The sequence below is a fragment of the Streptomyces sp. NPDC051677 genome (assembly GCF_044453465.1).
Classification (GTDB): domain Bacteria; phylum Actinomycetota; class Actinomycetes; order Streptomycetales; family Streptomycetaceae; genus Streptomyces.
Genome location: NZ_JBITCT010000026.1, coordinates 1 through 24,014 on the forward strand (window position 1 = coordinate 1; position 24,014 = coordinate 24,014).

18 protein-coding genes are annotated in these 24,014 nt (G+C 71.3%); 5 read left to right on the forward strand and 13 right to left on the reverse strand.

Annotated elements, in window-relative coordinates; translation table 11 throughout:
* Positions 1–164: 164 nt before the first annotated feature.
* The 4 genes from ACIBAF_RS27675 to ACIBAF_RS27690 all read right to left on the reverse strand — a co-directional run bounded on the left by ACIBAF_RS27675 (position 165) and on the right by ACIBAF_RS27690 (position 6,498).
* Complete coding sequence (locus tag ACIBAF_RS27675; protein WP_399466565.1) at positions 165–1,580, reverse strand: sugar porter family MFS transporter; 1,416 nt, start codon at positions 1,578–1,580, stop codon at positions 165–167.
* A 156-nt stretch (positions 1,581–1,736) separates the two neighbouring features.
* Complete coding sequence (gene smc / locus ACIBAF_RS27680) at positions 1,737–5,360, reverse strand: chromosome segregation protein SMC (RefSeq protein WP_399466567.1); 3,624 nt, start codon at positions 5,358–5,360, stop codon at positions 1,737–1,739.
* Between the two features lie 272 nt (positions 5,361–5,632).
* Positions 5,633–5,836, reverse strand: coding sequence for a hypothetical protein (locus ACIBAF_RS27685; RefSeq protein ID WP_079659246.1), 204 nt, complete (start codon positions 5,834–5,836; stop codon positions 5,633–5,635).
* A 380-nt stretch (positions 5,837–6,216) separates the two neighbouring features.
* A complete protein-coding gene (locus tag ACIBAF_RS27690; RefSeq protein ID WP_079659247.1) occupies positions 6,217–6,498 on the reverse strand; it encodes an acylphosphatase in 282 nt (93 codons plus the stop codon).
* A 197-nt stretch (positions 6,499–6,695) separates the two neighbouring features.
* Between ACIBAF_RS27690 and ACIBAF_RS27695 the strand changes: the two genes are divergently transcribed.
* Positions 6,696–7,826 (forward strand): CAP domain-containing protein, encoded by a 1,131-nt coding sequence (locus ACIBAF_RS27695; RefSeq protein WP_399466569.1) that lies wholly within the window; start codon positions 6,696–6,698, stop codon positions 7,824–7,826.
* A 139-nt stretch (positions 7,827–7,965) separates the two neighbouring features.
* Positions 7,966–8,367 (forward strand): winged helix-turn-helix transcriptional regulator, encoded by a 402-nt coding sequence (locus ACIBAF_RS27700; protein ID WP_399466570.1) that lies wholly within the window; start codon positions 7,966–7,968, stop codon positions 8,365–8,367.
* Here the strand turns inward: ACIBAF_RS27700 and mutM are convergent.
* From mutM to ACIBAF_RS27740, 8 genes are all read right to left on the reverse strand, one after another.
* Positions 8,340–9,260 (reverse strand): bifunctional DNA-formamidopyrimidine glycosylase/DNA-(apurinic or apyrimidinic site) lyase, encoded by a 921-nt coding sequence (mutM, locus tag ACIBAF_RS27705; protein WP_399466572.1) that lies wholly within the window; start codon positions 9,258–9,260, stop codon positions 8,340–8,342. The two genes, ACIBAF_RS27700 and mutM, sit on opposite strands and share 28 nt — an antisense overlap.
* Before the next feature lie 82 nt (positions 9,261–9,342).
* A complete protein-coding gene (gene rnc / locus ACIBAF_RS27710; protein WP_399466574.1) occupies positions 9,343–10,158 on the reverse strand; it encodes a ribonuclease III in 816 nt (271 codons plus the stop codon).
* A 19-nt stretch (positions 10,159–10,177) separates the two neighbouring features.
* Positions 10,178–10,351 (reverse strand): 50S ribosomal protein L32, encoded by a 174-nt coding sequence (rpmF, locus tag ACIBAF_RS27715; protein ID WP_007493396.1) that lies wholly within the window; start codon positions 10,349–10,351, stop codon positions 10,178–10,180.
* Between the two features lie 2 nt (positions 10,352–10,353).
* Entirely contained in the window at positions 10,354–11,007 is a 654-nt protein-coding gene (locus ACIBAF_RS27720; protein ID WP_399466575.1) for a YceD family protein, read from the reverse strand.
* A 151-nt stretch (positions 11,008–11,158) separates the two neighbouring features.
* Complete coding sequence (locus tag ACIBAF_RS27725; RefSeq protein WP_399466577.1) at positions 11,159–12,232, reverse strand: ATP synthase F0 subunit B; 1,074 nt, start codon at positions 12,230–12,232, stop codon at positions 11,159–11,161.
* A 58-nt stretch (positions 12,233–12,290) separates the two neighbouring features.
* Positions 12,291–12,770, reverse strand: a complete 480-nt coding sequence (gene coaD, locus ACIBAF_RS27730; RefSeq protein WP_399466578.1) for a pantetheine-phosphate adenylyltransferase — start codon at positions 12,768–12,770, stop codon at positions 12,291–12,293.
* Positions 12,771–12,796: 26 nt separating this feature from the next.
* The gene (gene rsmD / locus ACIBAF_RS27735) at positions 12,797–13,384 is read right to left on the reverse strand and encodes a 16S rRNA (guanine(966)-N(2))-methyltransferase RsmD (RefSeq protein ID WP_399466580.1); all 588 of its coding nucleotides are present in this window, start codon (positions 13,382–13,384) and stop codon (positions 12,797–12,799) included.
* Between the two features lie 85 nt (positions 13,385–13,469).
* Positions 13,470–16,715 (reverse strand): helicase-related protein, encoded by a 3,246-nt coding sequence (locus ACIBAF_RS27740; protein ID WP_399466581.1) that lies wholly within the window; start codon positions 16,713–16,715, stop codon positions 13,470–13,472.
* Between the two features lie 166 nt (positions 16,716–16,881).
* Between ACIBAF_RS27740 and ACIBAF_RS27745 the strand changes: the two genes are divergently transcribed.
* Both ACIBAF_RS27745 and ACIBAF_RS27750 read left to right on the forward strand, forming a co-directional pair.
* A complete protein-coding gene (locus ACIBAF_RS27745; RefSeq protein WP_399466583.1) occupies positions 16,882–18,738 on the forward strand; it encodes an HSP90 family protein in 1,857 nt (618 codons plus the stop codon).
* A complete protein-coding gene (locus ACIBAF_RS27750) occupies positions 18,738–21,707 on the forward strand; it encodes a tetratricopeptide repeat protein (RefSeq protein WP_399466584.1) in 2,970 nt (989 codons plus the stop codon). The genes ACIBAF_RS27745 and ACIBAF_RS27750 overlap by 1 nt, the downstream gene beginning before the upstream one ends.
* Positions 21,708–21,768: 61 nt before the next feature.
* On the opposite strand, the gene ACIBAF_RS27755 is transcribed toward ACIBAF_RS27750, so the two are convergent.
* Positions 21,769–23,505, reverse strand: a complete 1,737-nt coding sequence (locus ACIBAF_RS27755; protein ID WP_399466586.1) for a DAK2 domain-containing protein — start codon at positions 23,503–23,505, stop codon at positions 21,769–21,771.
* Between the two features lie 256 nt (positions 23,506–23,761).
* Here ACIBAF_RS27755 and rpmB point away from each other — a divergent pair, with 256 nt between their 5' ends.
* Complete coding sequence (gene rpmB / locus ACIBAF_RS27760) at positions 23,762–23,947, forward strand: 50S ribosomal protein L28 (RefSeq protein ID WP_003993230.1); 186 nt, start codon at positions 23,762–23,764, stop codon at positions 23,945–23,947.
* Positions 23,948–24,014 lie beyond the last annotated feature (67 nt).

Genomic DNA, 24,014 nt, shown 5'->3' on the forward strand with positions numbered 1-24,014 from the left:
GACCCGCTACGACAAGACCGCCGAGTCCTACCAGGCAGCTGTCACGCTCGCCTCGCTCCTGATGTGGGCGTGACATTTGAAGACAACTCCTAGGGGTGTCGAGGAGCGGGCAGCGGGGACTCAGCCCGGCTCCTCGAGCTCGACGGGAGCCTCTGGTACGAGGCTCAGCCCATCTCCTCCAGCGCCTTGCCCTTCGTCTCCTTGACGTACTTGAGGACGAACGGGATGGAGAGCGCGGCGAAGAACGTGTAGATCACGTAGGTCGCGGAGAGGTTCCAGTCGGCCAGGGACGGGAAGCTCGCGGTGATGGCCCAGTTGGCGATCCACTGTGCGGAGGCGGCCACGCCCAGGGCGGCGGCGCGGATCCGGTTGGGGAACATCTCGCCGAGGAAGACCCAGACGACGACACCCCAGGACAGGGCGAAGAAGAGGACGAACACGTGGGCGGCGATCAGGGCGATCCAGCCCTGGGTGGCCGGGAGCTTGCCGTCGACCAGGTCGAAGCTGAACGCCCAGGCCTCCAGCGCGAGGCCGACGACCATGCCGACGGAGCCGATGAGGGCGAGCGGCTTACGGCCGACGCGGTCCACGAAGATCATCGCGATCACGGTGCCGACGATGTTGATGATCGACGTCGTGAAGGAGTAGAAGAACGAGTCCGTCGGGTCGACGCCGACCGACTGCCACAGCGTCGAGGAGTAGTAGAACGCGACGTTGATGCCGACGAACTGCTGGAAGACCGACAGGCCGATGCCGATCCAGACGATCGGCTTGAAGAAGAAGCCGCCGCCGAGCAGGTCCTTGAAGGTCGACTTGTGCTCGCTCTTCATGGCGTGCTCGATCTCGGTGACTCGGGCGTCCAGGTCGAACCTGTTGCCCTCGACCTCTTCGAGGATCTCGCGGGCTCGGTCGTGCTTGCCGACGGAGATCAGGAAGCGGGGGGACTCGGGGATGGCGAAGGAGAGCAGGCCGTAGAGGACGGCCGGGACGACCATCACGCCGAGCATGACCTGCCAGGCCTCAAGGCCCATGAGCTTGCCGCGCTGGTCGCCGCCGGCGGCGTTCAGCAGACCCCAGTTGACCAGCTGCGAGATGGCGATGCCGATGACGATGGCGGCCTGCTGGAAGGAGCCGAGGCGTCCGCGGTAGGCGGGCGGGGCGACCTCGGCGATGTAGGCGGGGCCGATGACGGAGGCCATGCCGATGGCGAAGCCGCCGACGACGCGCCACATGGCGAAGTCCCACAGCGCGAAGGGCAGGGCCGAGCCGACGGCGCTGACGGTGAACAGCACGGCGGCGATCTGCATGACCCGGATGCGGCCGATGCGGTCGGCGATCCGTCCGGCGTAGGCGGCGCCGATGGCGCAGCCGATCAGGGCGATGGCGATGACCTGCGCCAGGGCCGCGGAGCCGACGTCGTAGCGGTCCCTGATCGCTTCGACGGCGCCGTTGATGACGGAGCTGTCGTACCCGAAGAGGAAGCCGCCCATCGCGGCCGCCGCCGCGATGAAGATGACATGCCCGAGATGATCGGGGTGAGCCGTCCTGGCTCCTGACTTCTGTGCCTGCGCTGTGGTCACGTTCCACTCCCTCGTGGGACCCCCAGATAGGTGGTACCTGAAGGTAAATTCGACGTTTCAGAGACTATGCCTTCAAGTCTCAAAATCAAACGGGGGGAATTGTGAGATCACAGACACGAGAGGGTCACATGTGTTCACTTCTTGAACGCATGTGGGTCAGCGGAGGCGCTGGCTGATCACCTTCGACACACCGTCGCCCTGCATGGACACGCCGTACAGCGCGTCGGCGACCTCCATCGTGCGCTTCTGGTGCGTGATCACGATCAGCTGCGAGGACTCCTGCAGCTCCTGCATGATGCGGATGAGCCGCTGCAGGTTGGTGTCGTCGAGGGCGGCTTCGACCTCGTCCATGACGTAGAAGGGGCTGGGCCGGGCCTTGAAGATCGACACCAGCATCGCGACGGCGGTCAGCGACCGCTCGCCGCCGGAGAGCAGGCTGAGCCGCTTGACCTTCTTGCCCGGCGGCCGGGCCTCCACGTCCACACCCGTGGTGAGCATGTTGTCGGGATCGGTCAGGATCAGCCGGCCCTCACCACCGGGGAACAGCCGGCTGAAGACCCCCTCGAACTGCCTCGCCGTGTCCCGGAACGCCTCGGTGAAGACCTGCTCGACGCGCTCGTCGACCTCCTTCACCACCTGAAGCAGGTCGGCGCGGGTCTTCTTGAGGTCCTCCAGCTGCTCGCTGAGGAACTTGTGCCGTTCCTCCAGCGCGGAGAACTCCTCCAGGGCCAGCGGGTTCACCTTGCCGAGCTGCTGATACGCCCGCTCAGCCGCCTTCAGTCGCTTCTCCTGCTCGGCCCGCACGAACGGCCGGGGCTGGTTGCGCGGGTCCTCGGGATCCTCGGGGAGCTGCTCCCCTTCGGCGGGCGGCGAGGGCGGCACGAGCTGATGCGGCCCGTACTCGGACACCAGCCCGGCGGGCTCCACGCCCAGCTCCTCCAGCGCCTTGGTCTCCAGCTGCTCGATCCGCATCCGCTTCTCGGCGCCGAGCACCTCGCCCCGGTGGACCGAGTCCGTCAGCTTGTCGAGCTCGGCCTTGAGATCGCGCCCGGCGGTGCGGGCGGCGGCCAGTTCCTGCTCGCGCCGCGCCTTGGCCGCGTCGGCGGCGACCCGCTCCGCCTCGGCCCGCCCGAGGGACACCTCGACGTGCGCGAGCAGCTGCCGCGCGCCGGAGCCCACGGCCTGCGCGACGGCGGCCTCGTGCCGCAGCCGCGCCCGCCGCTGTTCGGCACGCGCGCGTGCCTCGCGTTCCGCCCGCGCGGCCCGGTCCAGCGAGTCGGCCCGTCCGGCCAGCCCCTTGACCCGTTCCTCGTGCGTACGGACCTGGAGCCGCGCCTCCATCTCGGTCTGGCGTGCGTTGGCCCCGTCGGCGGCGAGCCGGTCCCGCACGGAGGTGTCGGGCTCCTCTTCGACCGGCATCTCCTCGGCGACGGCCAGCCGTTCGGCGAGCACCTCGGCTTCTTCTACGGCCTTGTCGAGCGCCTCTTGCGCCCGCGCCGCAGCGGCGGCGGACCGCTCGGCCTCGCCCGCGGCGCCCCTCGCCTGGCCCGCGAGCCGCCCGAGCTGCTGGGCCACGGCCGACTTCTCCCGGTCGGCGGCCCGCCGCCGCTCCCCCAACTCCTCGACGAGTGCGGCGTACTCCCGGCGCCGCTCCCCCGCCGCATGCTGAGTCCCGGTCAGCTCCTCGCACCGCACGGCCAGCTCCTCCAGCTCGGCGGCGGCCTCGTCGACGGAGGCCTGCACCTCGAGGAGACTGGGCGCCCCGGCGGACCCGCCATGCGCGAAGTGCGCGCCGAGCAGATCGCCCTCGGCGGTGACGGCGGTGAGCTCGGGCCGCGCGTAGACGAGTTCCTCGGCGTCCTCCAGGGTGCCGACTACGACGATCCCGCGCAGCAGCCGCCGTACGGCGGGCAGGAGCTCGGAGGGTCCGCGGACCAGGTCGGCGGCGAACCGCTCCCCGGGAGGCGCGGCAGCGGGCCGGCGGTCGTCCGCGGTTTCGTCGTGGCCGGGCGCGCCCGCGCCCCTGGGGGGCGCCGCGATCTGCGGCATCGGCGACTCCGGGGCCCCTGCCAGCATCAGCGCCGCCCGTCCCCCGTCCTGCTTGCGCAGCAGCCGGATCGCCTCGGCCGCCGAGGCCGGGGTGGTCACGGCGATCGCGTCCGCCGCCGCGCCGAAGGCAGCGGCCAGCGGCACCTCGTAGCCGGGCGTCACGGTGAGCAGCTCTGCCGCGGGGCCCAGGACTCCGGTGAGCCGGTCCCGTGCGCCCAGCAGTATTCCGGTGCCGTCCTTCCGTCTGAGGCCCAGCGCCAGCGTCTCGTGGCGGGCCTGCGTCGCGGCGCGCCGGCGTTCGGCTGTCGTGGCCGCCTCGCGGGCGGCGGTGAGGGCGGCCTCCGCCTCGGCGAGCCGCCGCCTGGCCGTCTCGTGCTGTTCGCCCAGTTCCTGGTCACCGGCGTCGAGGCCGTCGACCTCCGCCTTCAGCGCCTCGTACTCCTCCTGCGCGGTGACGGCCCGTTCCTGGGCCTCGTCGCGGGCGGCGGCCAGGCGGTCGATCTCGGCCTGGGCGGAGGCGGCGCGCGAACGGGCCGCGTTGACCTGGCCGTTCAGCCGGGCCAGGCCCTCGCGGCGGTCGGCGATGGCCCGGGCGACGTCCTTGAGTCGGCGTTCCTCGGCGGCGAGCTCCCGCTCCAGGTCGGCGCGGTGGGCGACGGTGTCGTCCAGAGCGCGCTGGGCCGCTTCCAGGGCGGCCTCCAGCTCGGCCTCCTGCTCGCGGACGCGGGCGGCCTCCCGCTCCATGTCCTCGGGGTCACGTCCGCGCCGCTCCTCCGGGGGCGTGGAGGTGGCGCTCTTCACGCGCGCGTCGGCGAGCGAGATCGTGCCGCGGACGCGTTCGGCGAGCTGGGACAGCTCGTACCAGGTCTGCTGGGCGCGCTGGAGGCGTGGCGTCAGCTGCCGGACCTCGTCCTCCAGCAGGGCTTCGCGCTGGAGGGCCCTCCTCAGCTCCTGCTCGGCGGCTTCCTTGCGTTCCTTGAGGGCGGCCTCGTCGGCGACCTCGGTCTGCAGGGCCTCCCGCAGCCGTACGAGATCGTCGGCCAGCAGGCGGAGCCGGGCGTCCCTGAGGTCCGCCTGGATGACGGCGGCTCTTCTCGCCACCGCCGCCTGGCGGCCCAGGGGCTTGAGCTGACGCCGGAGTTCATCGGTCAGGTCCTGCACGCGCGCGAGGTTGGCCTGCATCGCGTCCAGCTTGCGGAGCGCCTTCTCCTTGCGCTTGCGGTGCTTGAGGACGCCCGCCGCCTCCTCGATGAAGGCGCGGCGGCCCATGGGGTCGGCGTGCAGGACGGAGTCGAGCTGGCCCTGGCCGACGATGACGTGCATCTCGCGGCCGATGCCGGAGTCGGACAGCAGGTCCTGGATGTCGAGGAGGCGGCAGGTGTCGCCGTTGATCTGGTACTCGCTGCCGCCGTTGCGGAACATGATCCGCGTGATGGTGACCTCGGCGTACTCGATGGGCAGCGCGCCGTCGGAGTTGTCGATGGTCAGGGACACCTCGGCGCGGCCCAGGGGCGGACGCCCAGTGGTGCCGGCGAAGATGACGTCCTCCATCTTGCCGCCGCGCAGCGACTTGGCGCCCTGCTCGCCCATGACCCAGCTCAGGGCGTCGACGACGTTGGACTTGCCCGAGCCGTTCGGACCGACGACACACGTGATCCCCGGTTCGAACCGGAGCGTGGTCGCCGAGGCGAACGACTTGAACCCCCGGAGGGTCAGGGCCTTGAGGTGCACGGCGCTGGACTCTACCTTCCGGGGGTGTCTCACTCCATGAACCCGCGGTTTCACCCATGAACGCGCAGGGCACACCAAACGTTAAGAGACTGAAAGGGTGCGCGGGGGAGCGAAAGACGGAGCTGGGAGACGGGCAGGAAGACGGGGGCGGGAAAGAGCAAGAAAGAAGGGACGCCGAAGCGTCCCTTGCAAACTCTGACAACTTAGCGGTCCGACGCGGTTGATGTGAGCCGCCCGACCACTGCTTATGCCGTTGTGCAGCGGTGCAGCGATCAGGTGAGCGCAGGCTCCGCCTGGCGTGCGTCGATGCTCTCCAGAAGCGAGTCGTGAGAAGCGGCAGCCGTCAGCGCGTCGTTCTCGGCCTGGATCCGTCCGAGCTCGGATTCCAGGTCCTGTACACGCTGCTGGAGCCGTCGCATCTCGGCGAGGAGTCGCGGGTCGGAGCCGCCGACGTAACCGAGAAGCGCCTTTGCCATGATGGATGGTCCTCCACACTGAGTGACCGACCGAAGCGGTGTGGGTCGTGAGGGATTCGCACCCGCGGTGTTTGACAGGATCTTGTTCGTGCTGCCGTTCATCCATGCCAAACAGCTAAGGTGCGCGGGGTGCTTTCAGCGTCTCACCAAAAAGTTTGACGGTCAACACGATCACGCCCCGTATTGGCGGGCATCCCGGTGGCGCGCGGCCGAAACGGCGGCGCTACGACTCCTGCGGGGACCTCAAGGCGTGGCGATCATCCTTACGTGCGGAGCCTCCCACCGCAAGCAGTTCTTGGCAACCACCTGCCCCTTTCTGCTGCGGGCAGGTGCCAGTGGCACGTCCCTCCGCTTACCCGGGCCTGCTTCGCGCGCAGTCCTCAGCGGATCGCGAAGCCGTCGTAGCCGCCGCGCGGTGTGTCCCAGATCTCGGTGACTCCGTCCACGCGCCCGGGCGTGTCGTCACCCAGGAGCCACCCCAGCAATCCCTCGCACCCCTCACGAGTCCCCTCCGCGACGACTTGAACCCGTCCGTCGGCCAAATTGAGAGCAAAACCACTCAGGCCGCCGATCTCCAGGGCCTTGGCCCGCGTGAACCAGCGGAATCCCACGCCCTGGACGCGTCCGCGCACCCAGGCGACCAGCCGTACATCCTCGCTCATGGGTGCAACCTAACCGGGCAAAGTCACTCGGGGCACTTCCTCTCCCAGCCCCATGCGGTACCGTCCCCACCCAATGATTCTCATCTGAAACTCACCCGATCAGGTGAGTCAGGTTGACCAGAAGGCCCAGGAGGCGCGCGTAGCCCCGGGCTCCGGCCGACCGTTGGGAACACCGCTCGGACGAGGAAGGCAAGGACATGGGACGCCACCGACGCTCCGCCGCCGGCCGCGCCGCCACGGGCCGCGCCACGGGGGTCACACAGACGCACAGCTCGCACGCGGACAGTCACACCCAGCAGAACTCGTACGCCGGCGACCACCCCACGATGGGGACCGCGCCGTATCTGAACCCGGAGGCCTACGCCGACTCCGTCGCGAGGAGCCAGGAGTACCTGTTCGCGACGGAGGACCGGTACGGCCGCGCCGACACCGCGGTGTTCGCGGCTGACGGCTTCACGCCGGACGGCGGCGCCGGGCCGGCGGGGCCGGGCCGGGGCGGTGCGAGCCGGCGCCGGAAGAGGAAGGTCGTCACCCCGGTCAAGACGGGACTGCTCGGGGTGTCCGCGGCGGTCGCCATCGGCACCGTCGCGGTGGCCACGGGTGTGGTGCCCGGTCTCGACGGCTACCAGCTCGGCGGCGGCTCCGGCGACAAGGTGCAGGCCGCCGACTCGCCGACCAACTCGGCCTCCGAGCAGGGCGGCACGTCCGGCTCCGCCGACACCGAGCGCGGCTCCACGTCGACCAGCCGCGACGCCGGCCGGTCGGCCTCGCCGTCCGCGGCCTCTCCCACCCCGTCCGCCTCCGCTTCCGCCTCGTCGGCGGCGCCGACCAAGACGGCCACCGAGAAGCCCGAGGTCACGCCCTCGAAGGAGCCGGAGACCACTCCCTCCAAGAAGAGGACGGTCACCAAGGCGCCGCAGCGGGCCGAGTCGCCGGTGACGGTCTCGGCCGAGGCGCAGGCCGCGGCCGAGGTGCTGAAGCTCGTCAACGAGGAGCGGTCCAAGGTCGGCTGCAGCGCCCTCTCCGCGAACAGCGCGCTGTCGAAGCTGGCCGAGAGGTTCAGCGACGACATGGCGGCGCGGGGCTTCTTCGACCACACCGACCCGGACGGGGCGACGCCGTGGGACCGGGCGGCCAAGGCCGGCATCTCCGACCTCGGCGGCGAGAACATAGCCCGGGGCCAGGCCGACGCGGCCGCGGTCATGGAGGCCTGGATGAACAGCCCCGGCCACAAGGCGAACATCCTGAACTGCGACTTCAAGACGCTGGGCGTCGGCGTCCACTTCGGGTCCGGCGGACCCTGGTGGACGCAGGACTTCGGCTACTAGGCACGCAAAAGAGATCGCGCAGAAACGATCAAGCAGCCTGGGGCGGCTTGTTGACGGCTGAGGCGCACAGCAGGGATCGCGTGCACTAACAAATAGTTAGCGCACCCCTTTGGTTCGTGTAGTGGCGTAGGCTTGGGGCATGAACATCACCCACGTGCGCGCGGAGGACCAGGACCTCCCGTTCAACGTCTTCGCCAAGGCCTGCCCCTCGCGCGGCACGCTGGAGCACGTCACGGGCCGCTGGGGCGGACTCACGCTCGGTGCGCTGTACGAGGGCTCGCTGCGCTTCAACGAGCTGCGCCGTCGGGTCGACGGTGTGAGCGAGAAGATGCTGTCCCAGACGCTGCACGCGCTGGAGCGCGACGGCCTGGTCCATCGCGAGGCCCAGCCCACCAACCCGCCGCGCGTGGACTACGAGCTGACCCCGCTCGGGCGCGAGGTGGCCGAGCGCCTCCTCGCCCTCATCCACCTGCTGGAAGGACGGATGGACGACGTCCTCACGGCCCGCGAGCACTACGACGGGACGCGCGGCGCCCTCTGACACTTCGGGCAGAAGTAGCTGGACCGGTTCATCCACGGACGTCGGCGCATCGGTGTGGCGCACCGCCTGCAGGGCAGGCCTTCCCGCCCGTACGCGTCCAGGGACCGGTCGAAGTAGCCCGACTCGCCGTTGACGTTGACGTAGAGGCTGTCGAAGCTGGTGCCGCCGACGGCGAGGGCCGCGTTCATCACGTCCCGGACATGGCCCAGGAGTTCGAGCGTGCGCGGGCGGGTGAAGGTCGCGGTCGGACGCTCGTAGTGGAGTCGGGCGCGCCACAGCGACTCGTCCGCGTAGATGTTGCCGACGCCGCTGATCAGCGACTGGTCGAGCAGGGCCCGCTTGATGGTGGTGCGTTTGCGGCGCAGGGCCTGGTGGAAGGCCTCGTCGTCGAACAGCGGGTCGAGCGGGTCGCGGGCGATGTGCGCGATGACGTCCGGCAGGCCGTCGGGGGTGGTGTCGTGCAGGGACAGGCCGCCGAAGGTGCGCTGGTCGACGAAGCGCAGTTCGGTGGACCCCGCCGCGATGGGGGTGCCCCCGCGCGAGCCGTATTCGAGCGTGGGGGAGGCTGATGGCAGCGTGTCGGCGAAGCGCACGCGGATGCGCAAATGCTTCTCGTCGGGGGCGTCCTGCGGCTGGACCAGGAGCTGGCCGCTCATGCCGAGGTGGGCCAGGATCGCCTGGTGCGTGTCCTCCAGCGGCAGCCACAGGTACTTGCCGCGACGGCTGGGAGTGCCGATGCGGTGGCCTTTGAGGCGGTGGGCGAAGTCGTCGGCGCCGGCCGGGTGACGGCGTACGGCACGCGGGTGCAGCACCTCGGCGTCGGCGACCGTGCGATGGGCGACCCACCGCTCCAGACCGCGTCGGACGACCTCGACCTCGGGCAACTCGGGCATGGGATCCCCCGTACGGAACGCCCGCCTCCCCGTGGGGGCGGGCGCTCCTCTCGTACTGCTGTGCTACTGAACTGCTGTTCGGTCAGGCGGAGGCGGACTCGGGGTCCGGGCTGCCGTCGACGGTTTCGACGGCCGGGGCCGCCTGCACCGCCTTGGCACGCTCGTCCGCCGCGGCGCGGATCCCGCGCCAGGCGGACTCGGCGGCTTGCTGCTCCGCCTCCTTCTTGCTGCGGCCGGTGCCGGTGCCGTACGAGACGCCTCCGACGCGGGCGGCAGCAGTGAAGGTCTTCTCGTGGTCGGGGCCGGTCTCCGTGACCAGGTACTCGGGGACGCCGAGGCCTTCGGTCGCGGTGAGCTCCTGGAGGCTGGTCTTCCAGTCCAGGCCGGCACCGAGGTTCGAGGACTTCTCGATCAGCGGGTCGAACAGGCGATGTACCAGTTCGGAGGCCGCTTCGAGGCCCTGGTCGAGATAGACCGCACCGATCACCGCTTCGAGGGTGTCGGCGAGGATGGACGCCTTGTCCCGGCCGCCCGTGCCCTCTTCACCCCGGCCGAGCCGGATGAAGGAGCCCAGGTCGAGGCCACGACCGACCTCCGCCAGCGCACGCGAGTTGACCACCGCGGCCCGCAGCTTGGCCAGTTGGCCTTCGGGCAGGTCGGGGTGGGTGCGGTACAGCGTGTCCGTGACGACGAGGCCGAGCACGGAGTCCCCGAGGAACTCCAGCCGCTCGTTCGTCGGCAGGCCGCCGTTCTCGTACGCGAAGGAACGGTGGGTCAGCGCACGCACCAGAAGGGCGGACTCGAGCTGATAGCCGAGCCGCCCTTCCAGAAGCGTGTGGGACGAGGCCGTGTTCTCCGCCTTTTTCTTGGCGGTCGTGTCCGCCTTGGCGTCAGACATGGAGCCTCTCACCAGCCGCTCAGACCTCGAGGACCTGGCGCTTGTTGTAGGTGCCGCAAGACGGGCACGCGATGTGCTGCAGCTTGGGCTCGTGGCAGCGCTCGCACGCAACCAGGGTGGGGACCGCAGCCTTCCACTGCGACCGGCGGTGGCGCGTGTTGCTGCGCGACATCTTCCGCTTCGGAACAGCCACGGCTACTTCTCCTGCTTCTCGTCGACGTGCGCTGAAGGAAGCGCGCCGCCGCTCATCTCGTCCTTCTCGCCGTCTCCGAGTGAACCGGCGAGTCCCTGCAGTGCCGCCCAACGAACGTCGACGGCGTCGTGGTGGTGTCCCGGGTCGTCCGTGAGCCGCGCTCCGCACTCGGAGCACAGGCCCAGGCAGTCGTCCTGGCACACCGGCTGCATCGGCAGTGCGAGCACCACCGCATCGCGCAGCACGGGCTCGAGGTCGAACAGGCCGTCCTCGATGAAGAGCCTGTCCTCGTCTTCCTCGGCGTCGTCGACCGGCTCCGCCTTGGGGCGGCCCCGGTCATCGGCGTCAGGGTACGAGAACATCTCCTGGAAGTCCGCTTCGAGCTCCAGCTCCAGCGGCTCCAGACACCTTACGCACTCCCCCTCGGCCTGTGCACGGGCGGTGCCTGTGACGAGCACACCTTCCATGACCGACTCGAGCCGGAGTTCGAGCTCCACCGGAGCGCCTTCCGGCACTCCGATCACTCCCTGGATCCCGAGGTCCTTGGGAGCGTCGATCTCACGGGTCAGGCGCTGCAGCGCACCAGGCCGCCGCCCCAGCTCGTGTGTGTCGAACACGAGAGGCTTGCGGTGGTCGAGGCGGGCGTTCAGGGCCATTCCTGCTTTCGATCTGCTGAGCTCGGGGTCGCCGCCCTTCAGTGTTCCCTTGGCAGCGGTGATCGCGGACGTACACACGACCGAAGAGCCAGGATACTGGAGCTTTCGCCCACAGCCCAATCGGGTGGGCGCGACCCCGTTCCGGCAGGTCCTACAGGCCGCGTTCCTGCTCGTAGGCGCGCAGTTGTTCGGCGCTGATCATGCCGGTGTCGAAGAGGCTGGTCTCGTCGAGCGCGTACCCCTGCTGGGACTGCTGGGGCTGCTGGGGCTGGTGCGACTGCTGGGGCTGTTGCGCGGCCTGGTGGGGGTCGTAGGGGGCCTGCTGGGTGTCGTAGCCCTGGTAGGCGTAGGGGTCGGCCTGCTGGTAGCCGTACGCGTCCTGCCGGCCGTAGCCCTGCTGCTGGCCGTAGGCGCCGGCGTACGGGTCCGGCTGCTGCTGGTAGGCGTAGGCCTCCTGCGGCTGCTCGTACTGCTGCTGGGCGGGCTGTCCGGCCGCCGCGTCCTGCTCGGCGAGGGCGGTCAGGTCGGCGAGGTAGTCGGCGTCGGAGGAGTGCTGGAACGTCGTGTTGTCGTCGGCGAGGGCGCCGAGGTCGTCCGTGGCGATGCGGCCGTGCAGCTTCTGACGGCCGCGGCCGACCGCCTCCAGGGTCTTGGCGAGAACCGCCTCGAAGGCGCCCAGCTTGGTGTCGACGTACGTGTCGGCGTCGCGGCGCAGGGTCTCCGGGTCGTGGCTGCGCTCGGGGGCGTCCTCGTCCTCGTAGCCGTTCTCGTCGACGCCGGGACCGGTGCCGAGGAGCTTCTCGCGGCCGCGGCCGACGGAGCCGAGCGTCTTGGTGAGGACGACCTCGAAGTTCGCGAGCTTGGAGTCGACGTAGTCGTCGGCCTCCGCGCGGACGTCCTCGGCTTCCTTGCGGGCCTCGGCGAGGATGCGGTCGGCCTCGGCCTGGGAGCGGCGGGCGATCTCGGTGTCGGAGATGAGGGAACCGCGCTCGGCGTGCGCGGTGGAGATGATCCGCTCGGCCTCCTGGCGGGCCTGCTCGACCATCTGTTCCCGGCCGCCGATCAGCTCCTGGGCCTGGGCGAGCGAGTCGGGCAGGGCCGCGCGCACCTCTTCGAGCAGGGCGAGCAGGTCCGCGCGGTTGACCACGCACGAGGCCGACATCGGCATCGACCGGGCACTGGAGACCGCCGTGACGATCTCGTCGAGCTTCTTCTGCACGTCCACCGGTTGCTCGCCACTCTCTACAGCTGGGTTGGAGACGGACGGAACGACTGTAGCCCCATCAGTCCTTCCGCAGGCGCTCGTTGAGCGCCTCCAGGACGATCGCGGGAACGAGGTGGGAGACGTCCCCGCCCCAGGTGGCGACCTCCTTGACCAGGGAGGAGGAGAGGAAGCTGTAGGTGGGGTTGGTGGGCACGAACAGCGTCTCCACGCCGGAGAGGCCGTTGTTCATCTGGGCCATCTGCAGCTCGTAGTCGAAGTCGCTGACCGCGCGCAGGCCCTTGACGATGGCCGGGATCTCGCGCTGCTTGCAGAAGTCGACGAGGAGGCCGTGGAAGGCCTCGACCCGGACGTTGCCGTACTCGGCGGTGACCTGGCGGATCAGGTCGATCCGCTCGTCGATCTCGAACAGGCCCTTCTTGGACTTGTTGATCATGACCGCGACATAGACCTCGTCATACAGACGGGAGGCGCGGGAAATGATGTCGAGGTGTCCGTTGGTGATCGGGTCGAACGACCCGGGACAGACGGCACGGCGCACTTGTGGTCCCTCGCTCTCCGGTCCGGTCATCGTGCGTCTTCGCACGTAGAGGCGGCGCGACCGTACCAAAACGTTCCCTCGCCGTAGCGACGGGCCCGGAGCGCTTCGAAGCCGTCCGGCCAGTGGAACTCCCCGCCTCTGGTGCTGCGCTCCACGGTGACGATCGCCTCCGGCGTGAGCCAGCCCTCCGAACGGAGTGTGAGCAGAATCTCGCGAAGATCGTCGTCCGTCACGGCGTAGGGCGGGTCGAGGAAGACGAGTTCGTACGGAGCTGTCGGCGGCGTCTGGATCACTTGGTGGGCCTTGCCCGCGCGGACCTCGGCGCCGGGGAGGCCGAGGGCTTTCACGTTCTCCCGGATCGTGCGGGCCGCGCGGGCGTCGGCCTCGACCAGGAGCGTGTGGCTCGCGCCGCGGGAGAGGGCCTCCAGGCCGACCGCGCCGGAGCCGGCGTACAGGTCGAGGACCCGTTCGCCGTCGAGAGGGCCGCCGCCCAGCAGGGACTGCCAGGTGGAGAAGAGGCCTTCGCGTGCGCGGTCGGAGGTGGGGCGGGTGCCGGTCCCTGGCGGGACGGCCAGGCGACGTCCGCCGGCTGCGCCGGCGATCACGCGGGTCATCTCGGGTCCTTGTTCGGGGGCGGTTACTGGTTCAGTCTCGCAGGCGGAGGTGAGGGCGCGGTTTGTGTCGTGCGCGACCTCGCCTCTAGCCCTTTTCCAAGTACTGCTCCCTTTCCTCGTCCACGAGGGCGTCCAGGGCCGTGCGCAAGCCCGGATAGGCACTCAGCTCGGGGTCGGAGGCAACCACCGCCACCGCCTCCTCCCTCGCCTCCGCGATGACCTCCTCGTCCTCGATGACGGCGAGCACGCGCAGGCTGGAGCGGGCGCCGGACTGGGCCTGGCCGAGGACGTCGCCCTCGCGGCGCTGTTCCAGGTCGATGCGGGAGAGCTCGAAGCCGTCGAGGGTGGCGGCGACCGCGTTGAGGCGCTGGCGGGCCGCGCTCGCCTCCGGCATCTCCGTCACCAGCAGGCAGAGGCCGGGGGCCGAGCCACGCCCCACCCGGCCGCGCAGCTGGTGCAGCTGGGAGACGCCGAAGCGGTCGGCGTCCATGATCACCATCGCGGTGGCGTTCGGGACGTTGACGCCGACCTCGATGACGGTCGTGGCGACCAGGACGTCGGTGTCGCCCGCGGCGAAGCGGCGCATCACGGCGTCCTTGTCGTCGGGGGGCATGCGGCCGTGCAGGACCTCGACCCGGAGGCCCTGGAGCGCGCCCTTGGCGAGTTGGTCGGCGATGTCGAGGACAGCGAGCGGGGGCCGCTTCTCGGCCTCGTCCTCGGGGGACTTCTTCTTGGCGTTGCCGGCCTTCTTCGGGTCGTCCTCCTCATCACCGATCCGGGGGCAGACGACGTACGCCTGGTGGCCGTTGCCCACCTCCTCTCGCACGCGCTCCCATGCGCGCGCCAGGAAGTGGGGCTTGTCCGCGGCCGGGACGACATGGCTGGCGATCGGCGACCGGCCGGCCGGCAGCTGGTCGAGGACGGAGGTCTCCAGGTCGCCGAAGACGGTCATGGCGACGGTGCGCGGGATGGGCGTGGCCGTCATGACGAGCAGGTGCGGGGGCTGCCTGCCCTTGCCGCGCAGGGCGTCGCGCTGTTCGACGCCGAAGCGGTGCTGTTCGTCGACCACGACCAGCCCGAGATCGTGGAACTGGACCTTGTCCTCGATCAACGCGTGCGTGCCGATCACGATGCCGGCCTCTCCGGTGACGAGGTCGAGCAGCGCCTGCCGGCGTGCGGCCATGCCCATGGACCCGGTCAGCAGCACGACCTTGGTCGCCTGCTCGGATCCGCCGAGCATCCCGCCCTCGGCCAGGTCGCCCATCATCTCGACGACAGAGCGATGGTGCTGCTGGGCGAGGACCTCGGTGGGCGCGAGCATCGCCGCCTGGCCGCCGGCGTCGACCGTGGCGAGCATGGCGCGGAGGGCGACCATCGTGTTGTGGGTGACCGTGAAGTTGTCGGTGACGTAAGCGTGGCTCGGGTGGGCGACGCTGACGCACTGGACCGGCTTTCGTCCCACGTACTCGACCGCGCGAATTCCGCGCCGGAAGGTGTGGTGCTTCGGGCGGGGACCCAGCTGTTCGGCCTTGCGCGTCAGCCTGAACGGGGCGTACAGGTCGGGCAGGGACACGGAGACGGTGAACTCCGCCCGCTTCGGCAGGATCCGCGCCCGGCCTCCCAGCGAGCGGACCAGCCAGGCGACATCCTCCGCAAGCCTGGGCGAGGCTGAGCAGAACGAGGCGCTGAGGCCACCCGTGTGGGTGCCGCCGGTGTCCATGAGCCCTTGGAGTACAGCGAGACGGTTCTTGATCGAGGTGTTCTTGAACACGTCGGGCACAAACTTGCCACGCGACGTCACGCCCCAAAGGTTCATGTCCCGCAAAGCCTGGATCACCGGATGGCGCACGCCTCCATCGCGGCCGGTCAGCTGGATCGTGTAGTCGCAGCGGGATCCCTGCACCGGAACCAGCTGGCATTCGGGGGCCACGGCCGTCGCCGCCGCCTCACGGATTTCCGCGTCGGTCGTGGACAGGCGCAGATGGTGCCGGAATGAGCCGTCTCCCAGCAGGAGGCCGAACAGGTAGGGATCGAGAGGCAGCCCGAAGTCGTCCCCAAGATCGACCGGAGTGGCTGCCGGAACGTGCCACTTCGAAGATCCGCCGGCCTTGGCGGTGTCCAGGCGGATCTCCCGAGTCGTCATGACCTTGGGAGCCTGACCACGGCGCCACGCACGACTCGTGCCAACGATCCAGAGATGTTCGTCGTCGCACTCGACGGAGCTTCCGTCGGAGAGGACCAGCCGCCAGACATCGCGCTCTCCCTGCGGAAAGACGCCGTCGATCAACGCGATCTCCCCGGCCGGCACGACGACTTCGTCACCCACCCGCAGGTCGCCCATCCGACGGAAACCGGCGGGGGTGAGCACCAGCGAGTCGAGGGGCTGAGCCTTGCCCGAACCGACCTCCCCCTGGAGCAGCCGGTGCATCGGGTGCTCGGTCGCCAGGTCGTCGAAGATCTCCTTGGAGACCTTCTGCTGGCCGTCCGTGAGGGTGAAGGGGAGACGGGCGTCGAAGGCGGTGAGGAGGCCGTCGGGGGCGGGTCTGCGCGGGACGGCCGGGAGTTGGGCGTCGGCGTGGCGGCGGCGGGCGAGGGCGACCTGGAGGACGAAGGCCTCGTCCCACTTCAGGCGGGCGCGGGCGTCGGCGATGTCGGCCTTGGTGTGCGGGCGGTGGATCTTGAGGAGGGCCTCGGGGAGGGTGACCAGGCCGCGGCCCTCGCGCAGGGTGGCGGGGAGGGGGTCGACGGCGTCCTGGGCGCTGGGCAGGACCGTCTGGATCGCCTTGCCGATCTTCCAGGACTCCAGTTTGGCGGTGGCGGGGTAGAGCGGGATGAGGGCGCCGGCCCAGGTCTCGACGGATTCGTCGGGCTCGCCGGGGTCGCCGCGCAGCAGTTCGTAGGCCGGGTGGGCCAGTTGGAGGCGGCGGTTGAAGACCGAGACCTTGCCCGCGAACATCGCGCGCGTGCCGGGCAGGAGCTCCTTGTGGGGTTTGTGGACGCCGCTGCCGAAGAAGACCAGCTGAAGTCGGCCACTGCCGTCCGTGATCGTCACCTCCAGGCGCTGGCCCTTGCCTCGGGGGGCCTTGGCGGAGGCGAAGCTGTGCAGACGGGCGTCGGCGACCTGGGCGACCACGGTGACGTGCTCGTCCATGGGGAGGTCGGCGAGGTGGGTGAGCTGGCCGCGCTCCTCGTATCTGCGGGGGTAGTGGTGCAGGAGGTCGCCGACGGTGTGCAGGCCGAGGTGCTCGGCCATCACCTTCGCGGTGGCGGGGCCGAGCACTGACTTGAGCGGTTGTTCCAGTGGTTCTTCCAGTGCGGGCACGAGATCCATTGCACACCACGCCACTGACATTGCCGTATACGTGTCCTGAAACCCCTGGTCAGACGGCTCGCTCGGGCTCTAGGATGGCGCGCTCCGGCCATCATCCGCGGTCACCGCCCCACCGGGACCGCCCGACCCCGCGCCGTGCTCGTCCCCAGCCCGCGGCGCTGCAGCGATGGACTCCCAGACCTCACAGTCATCCCAGGCATCTCCGTCACCTCACACGTTCCAGGTCGACCTGCGTGGTCTGGTGGACCTGCTGTCCCATCATCTCTACTCCAGTCCCAGGGTCTACCTGCGCGAACTGCTGCAGAACGCCGTGGACGCCATCACCGCCCGGCGGACCGACGAGCCCGACGCCCCGGCCCGGGTGCGGCTGTTCGCGGCGGACGGCCGGCTGCGGGTGGAGGACTCCGGCGTCGGGCTCACCGAGGCCGATGTGCACAGCCTGCTGGCCACGATCGGGCGCAGTTCCAAGCGGGCCGAGGGGCTGCAGGACGTCCGTTCGGACTTCCTCGGGCAGTTCGGCATCGGGCTGCTGGCCTGTTTCGTGGTCGCCGAGCGGATCCGCGTGGTCAGCCGCAGCGCCCGTACGCCGGACGCGCCGCCCGTGGAGTGGACGGCGCGCGACGACGGCTCGTACACCGTGCGCACGCTGCCCCACGAGGAGCGGCCCGAGCCGGGCACGACCGTGCATCTGGTGGCGCGGGCCGGCGCCGGGGAGTGGCTCACCGAGCCGCGGGTGCTGGCGCTGGCCCGGGACTTCGGCTCGCTGCTGCCGTACGACGTCCGCGTCGGCGCGGAGGCGGTCACCGATCTGCCCGCGCCCTGGGACCGGGCGTACGCCTCCCCCGCCAACCGGCGGGTGGCGCTGGCCCGGCACTGTCATGAGCTGTTCGGGTTCACGCCGTTGGACTCGGTCGAGCTGGACGTGCCGCTGGCGGGGATCCGCGGGGTGGCCTACGTGCTGCCGTCGGCGGTCAGCCCCGCGCAGCGGGCCGGGCACCGGGTGCACCTCAAGGGCATGCTGCTGACCGAGCGGGGAGAACAGCTGCTGCCCGACTGGGCGTTCTTCGTGCGCTGCGTCCTGGACACCGACAGTCTGCGGCCCACGGCGTCGCGGGAGTCGCTGTACGAGGACGAGACGCTGGCCGCGGTGCGGGAGGCGCTGGGGGAAAGGATCCGGTCGTGGCTGACGGGTCTGGCCGCCGGTGATCCGGAGCGGCTCGCGGCCTTCCTGGAGGTGCACCACCTGGGCGTGAAGTCCCTGGCGCGGCACGACAGGGAGATGCTGCGCACGATGCTGCCGTGGCTGCCCTTCGAGACGACCGACGGGCGGCTGTCGCTGGAGGAGTTCGCGCAGCGGCACCCGGTGGTGCACTTCACGCGGACCGTGGAGGAGTACCGGCAGGTCGCGCCGATCGCGTCCGCGCAGGGCGTCGGGGTGATCAACGGTGGTTACACGTACGACAGCGAGCTGGTCGAGGCGCTGCCGTCGGTGCGGCCGGGGACGGTGGTCGCCGAGCTGGACGCGGACACCGTGACCGCCCATCTGGACGCCGTCGACCCGGCCGACGAGCTGGCGCTGGCGGGGTTCCTGGCGGCCGCGCGGGCGAAGCTCGACCCGCTGGGCTGTGACATCGTGCTGCGGGCCTTCCATCCGCTGTCGGTGCCCGCGCTGCATCTCGACGACCGGGCGGCCCGGCACGAGCAGGCGCGCGCGCAGGCCGAGGCGCAGGCCGACGACCTGTGGGCGGGAATCCTGGGCTCGCTGCGCGGGAGCGCCCCGCGCGCGCGTCTGGTGCTCAACCATCTCAACCCGCTGATCCGGCGGATCAGTTCGTTGAACGATCCCGAACTGATCGGCACCGCCACGGAGTCGCTGTACGGTCAGGCACTGCTGATGGCACAGCGCCCGCTGCGGCCCGCGGACTCGGCGCTGCTGAATCGGGCGTTCATCGGTCTCCTGGAGTGGGCCACGCACGGGGAGTCCGCATCGGGGGAGTCGACACAGGGGCAGGGGGACCACTGATGGGTGAGATCACGGACTTCGACTCCCTCCGCCGGGCGATGGCGGAGAACGGCGAGCAGCCGGAGGGGCCGGCCCGCAACGCGCGCGCGGAGCAGCTGTTGCTGGAGGCGGAGAAGCTGAACATCCCGCTCGCGGTGATCGAGGCGCTCGGGCACCAGCTGAAGGTCTACAACTACAGCTCCGAGAAGGCGAAGATGTTCGTCCCGTTCGCGCGGCTGCTGCGCCTGTGGGACGAGCGGCCCGAGGACTTCGACGAGTACGAGACGCATTCGCTGCACTGGGTCTTCAAGTGGATGTCGGCCGGCATGCTCGACCAGCCGCACGTGCCGCTGGCGTCGGTGGAGAAGTGGCTCGGCGAGATGGAGCACCGCTACCGGCTCGCCGGGCACTCGGAGCGGGCGGTGCGCAGCGCCGAGTTCAGTGTGGCCGCGCATGTCGGGGACGTCCCGCGCGCGGAGCGGGCGTTCGCCGCCTGGATGGCCGCGGACCGGGACACCATGGCCGACTGTCACGCGTGCGAGTTGCACGGGCAGGGCTGGTGGCAGGCGGAGCGGGGTCGGGACGCGGAGGCGCTCGAGGTGTGGGCGCCGGTCCTGGAGGGCGAGTACACGTGCGCGCACGAGCCGCACACGGTGCTCGCGTCGTCCCTGGTGCCGCTGCTGCGGCTGGGCCGTGTGGAGGAGGCCCGCGCGCACCATCTGCGGGGCTTCCGGCTGGTGCGGCCCATGGAGAGCATGCGGGGCGCCTACGCCGACCATGTCGAGTTCTGCGCGCTGACCGGCAACGAGGCGCGGGGCCTGGAGCTGCTCGCGGAGCGGCCTGCGTACTTCACGGACGAGGGGGATCCGCGCAGCAGGCTGGAGTTCCTGAGCGTCGTGGTCCTGCTCATGGAGCGCCTGTCCGAGCTCGGGCTCGGCGGTCAGCGGGTGCCGGGGACGGCCGGACGGGAGTGGACGGCCGTCGAACTCGCGGCGCACACGCGCGCGCAGGCCCTTGCGCTGGCCGCGCGGTTCGACGAGCGCAACGGCACGGGGCACGTCAGCGAGCGGGCGCGCGCGCGGATGACGCAACGGCCCCTGGTGGAGCGGTTGCCCCTGGGGGTGCGGGCGGCTCGCCCCGCCTCCGTCGTGGCCGCCGCGCCGTCCACGGCGCCGGCCCCGGTCCAGGAGGCCGGCGAACCGGATCTGTCGGACCTGATCGTCGAGGCCCGGCAGCTGTCGGACACCTTGCAGCCGCACGCCGTCGAGGCGTGGGCGCGGGTGGCGCGGCTCGCCGAGGAGGCGGAGGGCGTGGAGCTGGCGGCGCGTGACCGCGCGGAGATCGCCGACCATGAGGCGATCGGTCTGGGCCCGGCGGGCGCGGAAACGTTCGAGCAGGCCGCCGAGCTGTACGCGCAGGCGGGCGACCCCGGGGAGGCTCTGGCGGCACGCGCGCGTGCGGCGTACGTCCGTGCGCTGGCCGGTGAGGTCGACGAGGCGCTCGCGGCGGTCGCCGATCCGTACGACCTGGTCCTCGCGCTGTACGCCGACGGTGGCACGGAGGTGCCGCAGGCGGCGGGTGTGCTGATGGGGCGGGCCCGGATCCTGATGCGGCGCGTCCACGAGGCCGACGGGCAGGTGCCGCAGACGGTCCTGACGGAGGCGGAGGCGGCCGTACGGGAGCTGCTGGCGCTGGTGGACGGGCGGGCCGGGAACGACGTACGGCTGGCCGCCCGGGTCGCCGAGGGGCACGCGATGCTCGCGGAGCTCGCGACGCACTCCGGGGATCCGGAGGCGGGCGCGGAGCTGCTGGCGCGGGCCGCGGCGGAGTTCGTCGAGGCGGGGCTGCCGTGGTTCGCCGTGGAGTACGAGGCCCGGCTGGCCGGTCTCGCCCACCAGGTGGGCGACATGGTGGAGGCGGAGCGGGCGCTGCGGGCGGCCCTGGAGCACGGCGGACCGTTCCTGGAGGCGGTCGGGCGGGCCCAGCTGCACCTGCAGCTCGCCGAGGTCGTCGGGGACCGGGGGCAGGCCGCCGAGGCCGCGGAGCACGCCCTGGAGGCGGCGCACTGGGCCGACGAGGCGGGCGCGGGCCCGACGTTCGGCGCGTGGGCGCGGCACCAGCTCGGCGGGTTCCTGGTGCGGCAGGGCCGCTGGGCCGAGGCCGCGGAGGTCCTGGAGTCGGCGCTGCCGGACCTGACCGCCGAGACGCACGGCGACGGCGCGGTCGTCCAGACGCAGTGGTGGCTCGGTGACTGTCTGAGCGAGCTCGGGGAGCACCGGGACGCCGCGGAGCGCCGGCTCCAGGCCGCCGAGATCGCCCGGCACTGGCCCGAGCAGCACGACCACGCGACCCTCGCTCACCTCGCCGCCGAGTCGCTCGGCCAGGCCGGCCTGCACACCGAGGCGGACCAGGCCTACGCGCGCGCGGGCGGGCTGTGGCGCGACCTCGGCAACGTCCACGGGCTGGTCCGCTCCCTGCGCGCCCGCGCGTGGCTGGCGTTGCGCACCGAGGACGGGACGGCCGCGGCGCGCGAGCTGATGACGTGTGCCGTGGAGGAGTGCGCGGACGCGTTCGACGCGGCGGACGACGAGGAGGCACGGCTGCGGCTGGTCGGCGAACTCGGCCACACCCACCGCCAGTTCGGCGACCTGCTCGCCCGTTCCGCCGCCGAGGACGCCGACGACGACTCGATCCGGGCCGCGCTGGACGAGGCGCTCTCCCAGATGGCGGAGGCCGTCGCGGTGTTCGTCGCCCTGGGCGACAGCGCTCTGTACGCCCGGACGGGCGCCGAGCTGGCCGCGGGCTGGCTGGAGAGCGACCTGGGCCGCCCCATGGAGGCGGCGGCACGCGCGCGTGCGGTGCTGAGGGCTTACGCGGACGCCTCTGCCGACGCCGACAGCGGCGAGCGCGGGGAGGACGAGACGGTGCGCGCGCGGCGGGCCGAGGCGGAGCAGCTGCTGCAGGTGGCGGAGGAACAAAAGGATCGTTGAACGATCCCCTCCCCCGGCTCCCTCCTCGGCTCCCTCCTTGGCTCCCTCCCCGGCCCCGCCCCTACTCCACCCCGATCAACAGCAACGCTCCCTGCCGTCCACCCCGGTACACCACCGTGTCCACGGCGAGGTACGCCTCCCGCACCCGCGTCTCCAGGCGCTCGGCGACGCCGTCGGGGGCCTCGTCGCCGAGCACGAGGGTGACGAGTTCGCCGCCCGCCGCCAGCATGCGGTTCAGGACGGTCTCGGCGGTGGCGGTGACGTCCGAGCCGATCACGGCCACGTCGCCGTCGATGAGCCCGAGGACGTCACCGGCCTGGCAGATGCCCGCCATGGTCCATGACTGGCGCTCGGCGACGACGACCTCGGCGTGGCGGGTGGCGCCGGCCGCCGAGGTCATCGAGACGACGTCCTCGTCGAAGCGGCGCTCCGGCTCGTGCACGGCGAGCGCGGCGATCCCCTGGACCGCGGAGCGGGTCGGGATCAGGGCCACCCGGATGCCCTCCGTGCGGGCCTGCTCGGCGGCCGCGGCGGCGGTGTGGCGCAGGTCGGCGTCGTTGGGCAGGAGCACCACTTCGCGCGCGTGGGCCCGTCGTACGGCCTCGACGAGTTCACCGCTGGCGGGCGGCTCCCCGGGGCGGGCGAGCACGGTGGTCGCGCCGGCCTCGGTGTACAGCCCGGCCAGGCCCTCGCCGGGCACCACGGCGACGACGGCCCGCTGGACGCGTTCACGGGGCGGACGCTCAGCCCCGCGCGTGTGCGCGTCGCCGACGCCGAAGTGCGTGATGCGGATCCGGTAGGGCCGGCCGGCCTCGACGCCCGCCTCGACCGCGGCGCCCGCGTCGTCCACGTGCACATGGACGTTCCACAGGCCGTCGCCGCCGACCACGACCAGCGAGTCGCCCAGGGCGTCGAGCCGCTGCCGCAGCCGCGCCACGGCCGCGTCCTCCGCCTCCAGGAGGTAGATCACCTCGAAGGCGGGGCCGCCCTCGCCGTCCGGCCCGTCGGCGCAGTCCTCCGCCGGAACAGTTCCCTGGACGGCGTCCACACGCGCGTGCGCCACCGACGCCGACCCGACCGTCGAACCCACCGCCGCCCCGGCCGCCGATCCGACCAGGCCGCCGGAGAGCCCCGGCGTCTCCCCCGTGAACGTCTCCACCAGCGCCGCGAGCACCGCCACCAGTCCCCGCCCGCCCGCGTCCACGACCCCGGCGTGCTCCAGGACCGCCAGCTGCCCCGGGGTCGCGGCGAGGGCCGCGCACGCCCCCTGGTAGGCCGCCCTGGCGACCGTCCCGCAGTCGCCCTCCGCTCCCCCGGCCGCGTCGGCGGCGGCCGAGGCGACCGACAGGACCGTGCCCTCGACGGGGTGGGCCACGGCCTGGCGGGCGGAGTCGGCGGCCTGCCGAAGGGCCAGGCGCAGCCCGTCCGCGTCGGTGTGAGCGGCCTCACCCTCGGCGGCGAGCACCTGGGCCATGCCGCGCAACAGCTGCGCGAGGATCGTCCCCGAGTTCCCGCGCGCCCCTATGAGCGCGCCGTGCGCCATCGCGCGCGCGGCGTCGGACAGGGAGGGCTCCCCGGCGGGCGCGGAACCGGCCTCGTACCCGGCGAACACGGCCTCGACGGCGGTCGCCGCCGACTCGACGGTCAGGTACAGGTTGGTGCCGGTGTCCCCGTCCGCGACCGGGTAGACGTTGATCGCGTCGATCTCCTCGCGCGCCCGGCCCAGCGCGGTGAGCGCGAGGCCGCACCAGGTGCGCACCGCGAGAGCATCGAAGAATGTCTGCGGCACCTGCGCCACCTGCGCCTCCTTGAGCTGCCGGACTGGACGCAGCGTAGACCCAGGACCGGTGTCCACCGGAAACAGGTGAGGTGGGGCCGGGGCTGAGGCCCTGAGCAGCCATGGTAGTTTCGTTGTACTGGCGCAGTCGTTGTATGCTGCTCCGGTTGCCCGATCCCATCGGGCTCTCCCCCTGGCACCGCCACTCAGATCCTAGATCCTGATCCCGGCATGCCGGGATCAACCGTAAGTGCATCTGAAGTCTTTGGAGTGACCCGTGGCTGCCAACTGCGACGTCTGCGGCAAGGGGCCGGGCTTCGGCAACAACATCTCGCACTCGCACCGCCGTACGTCCCGTCGCTGGAACCCGAACATCCAGCGCGTCCGTACCGTGGTCGGCGGGACGCCGAAGCGCGTGAACGCTTGCACCTCGTGCATCAAGGCCGGCAAGGTCTCGCGCTGACGCACAGCTAAGCGCGCGGCCACTGCTGGTTCGCTGCATCGAGCCGGTCCACCTCGTGTGGACCGGC

What these genes read in the sequence shown, in the direction of transcription:
- ACIBAF_RS27685 (WP_079659246.1), bottom strand. Translation starts at nt 5,836, where the DNA reads ATGGCAAAGGCGCTTCTCGGTTACGTCGGCGGCTCCGACCCGCGACTC.
- ACIBAF_RS27690 (WP_079659247.1), bottom strand. Translation starts at nt 6,498, where the DNA reads ATGAGCGAGGATGTACGGCTGGTCGCCTGGGTGCGCGGACGCGTCCAG.
- ACIBAF_RS27695 (WP_399466569.1), top strand. Translation starts at nt 6,696, where the DNA reads ATGGGACGCCACCGACGCTCCGCCGCCGGCCGCGCCGCCACGGGCCGC.
- ACIBAF_RS27700 (WP_399466570.1), top strand. Translation starts at nt 7,966, where the DNA reads ATGAACATCACCCACGTGCGCGCGGAGGACCAGGACCTCCCGTTCAAC.
- mutM (WP_399466572.1), bottom strand. Translation starts at nt 9,260, where the DNA reads ATGCCCGAGTTGCCCGAGGTCGAGGTCGTCCGACGCGGTCTGGAGCGG.
- rnc (WP_399466574.1), bottom strand. Translation starts at nt 10,158, where the DNA reads ATGTCTGACGCCAAGGCGGACACGACCGCCAAGAAAAAGGCGGAGAAC.
- ACIBAF_RS27720 (WP_399466575.1), bottom strand. Translation starts at nt 11,007, where the DNA reads ATGGCCCTGAACGCCCGCCTCGACCACCGCAAGCCTCTCGTGTTCGAC.
- rsmD (WP_399466580.1), bottom strand. Translation starts at nt 13,384, where the DNA reads ATGACCCGCGTGATCGCCGGCGCAGCCGGCGGACGTCGCCTGGCCGTC.
- ACIBAF_RS27740 (WP_399466581.1), bottom strand. Translation starts at nt 16,715, where the DNA reads ATGGATCTCGTGCCCGCACTGGAAGAACCACTGGAACAACCGCTCAAG.
- ACIBAF_RS27745 (WP_399466583.1), top strand. Translation starts at nt 16,882, where the DNA reads ATGGACTCCCAGACCTCACAGTCATCCCAGGCATCTCCGTCACCTCAC.
- ACIBAF_RS27750 (WP_399466584.1), top strand. Translation starts at nt 18,738, where the DNA reads ATGGGTGAGATCACGGACTTCGACTCCCTCCGCCGGGCGATGGCGGAG.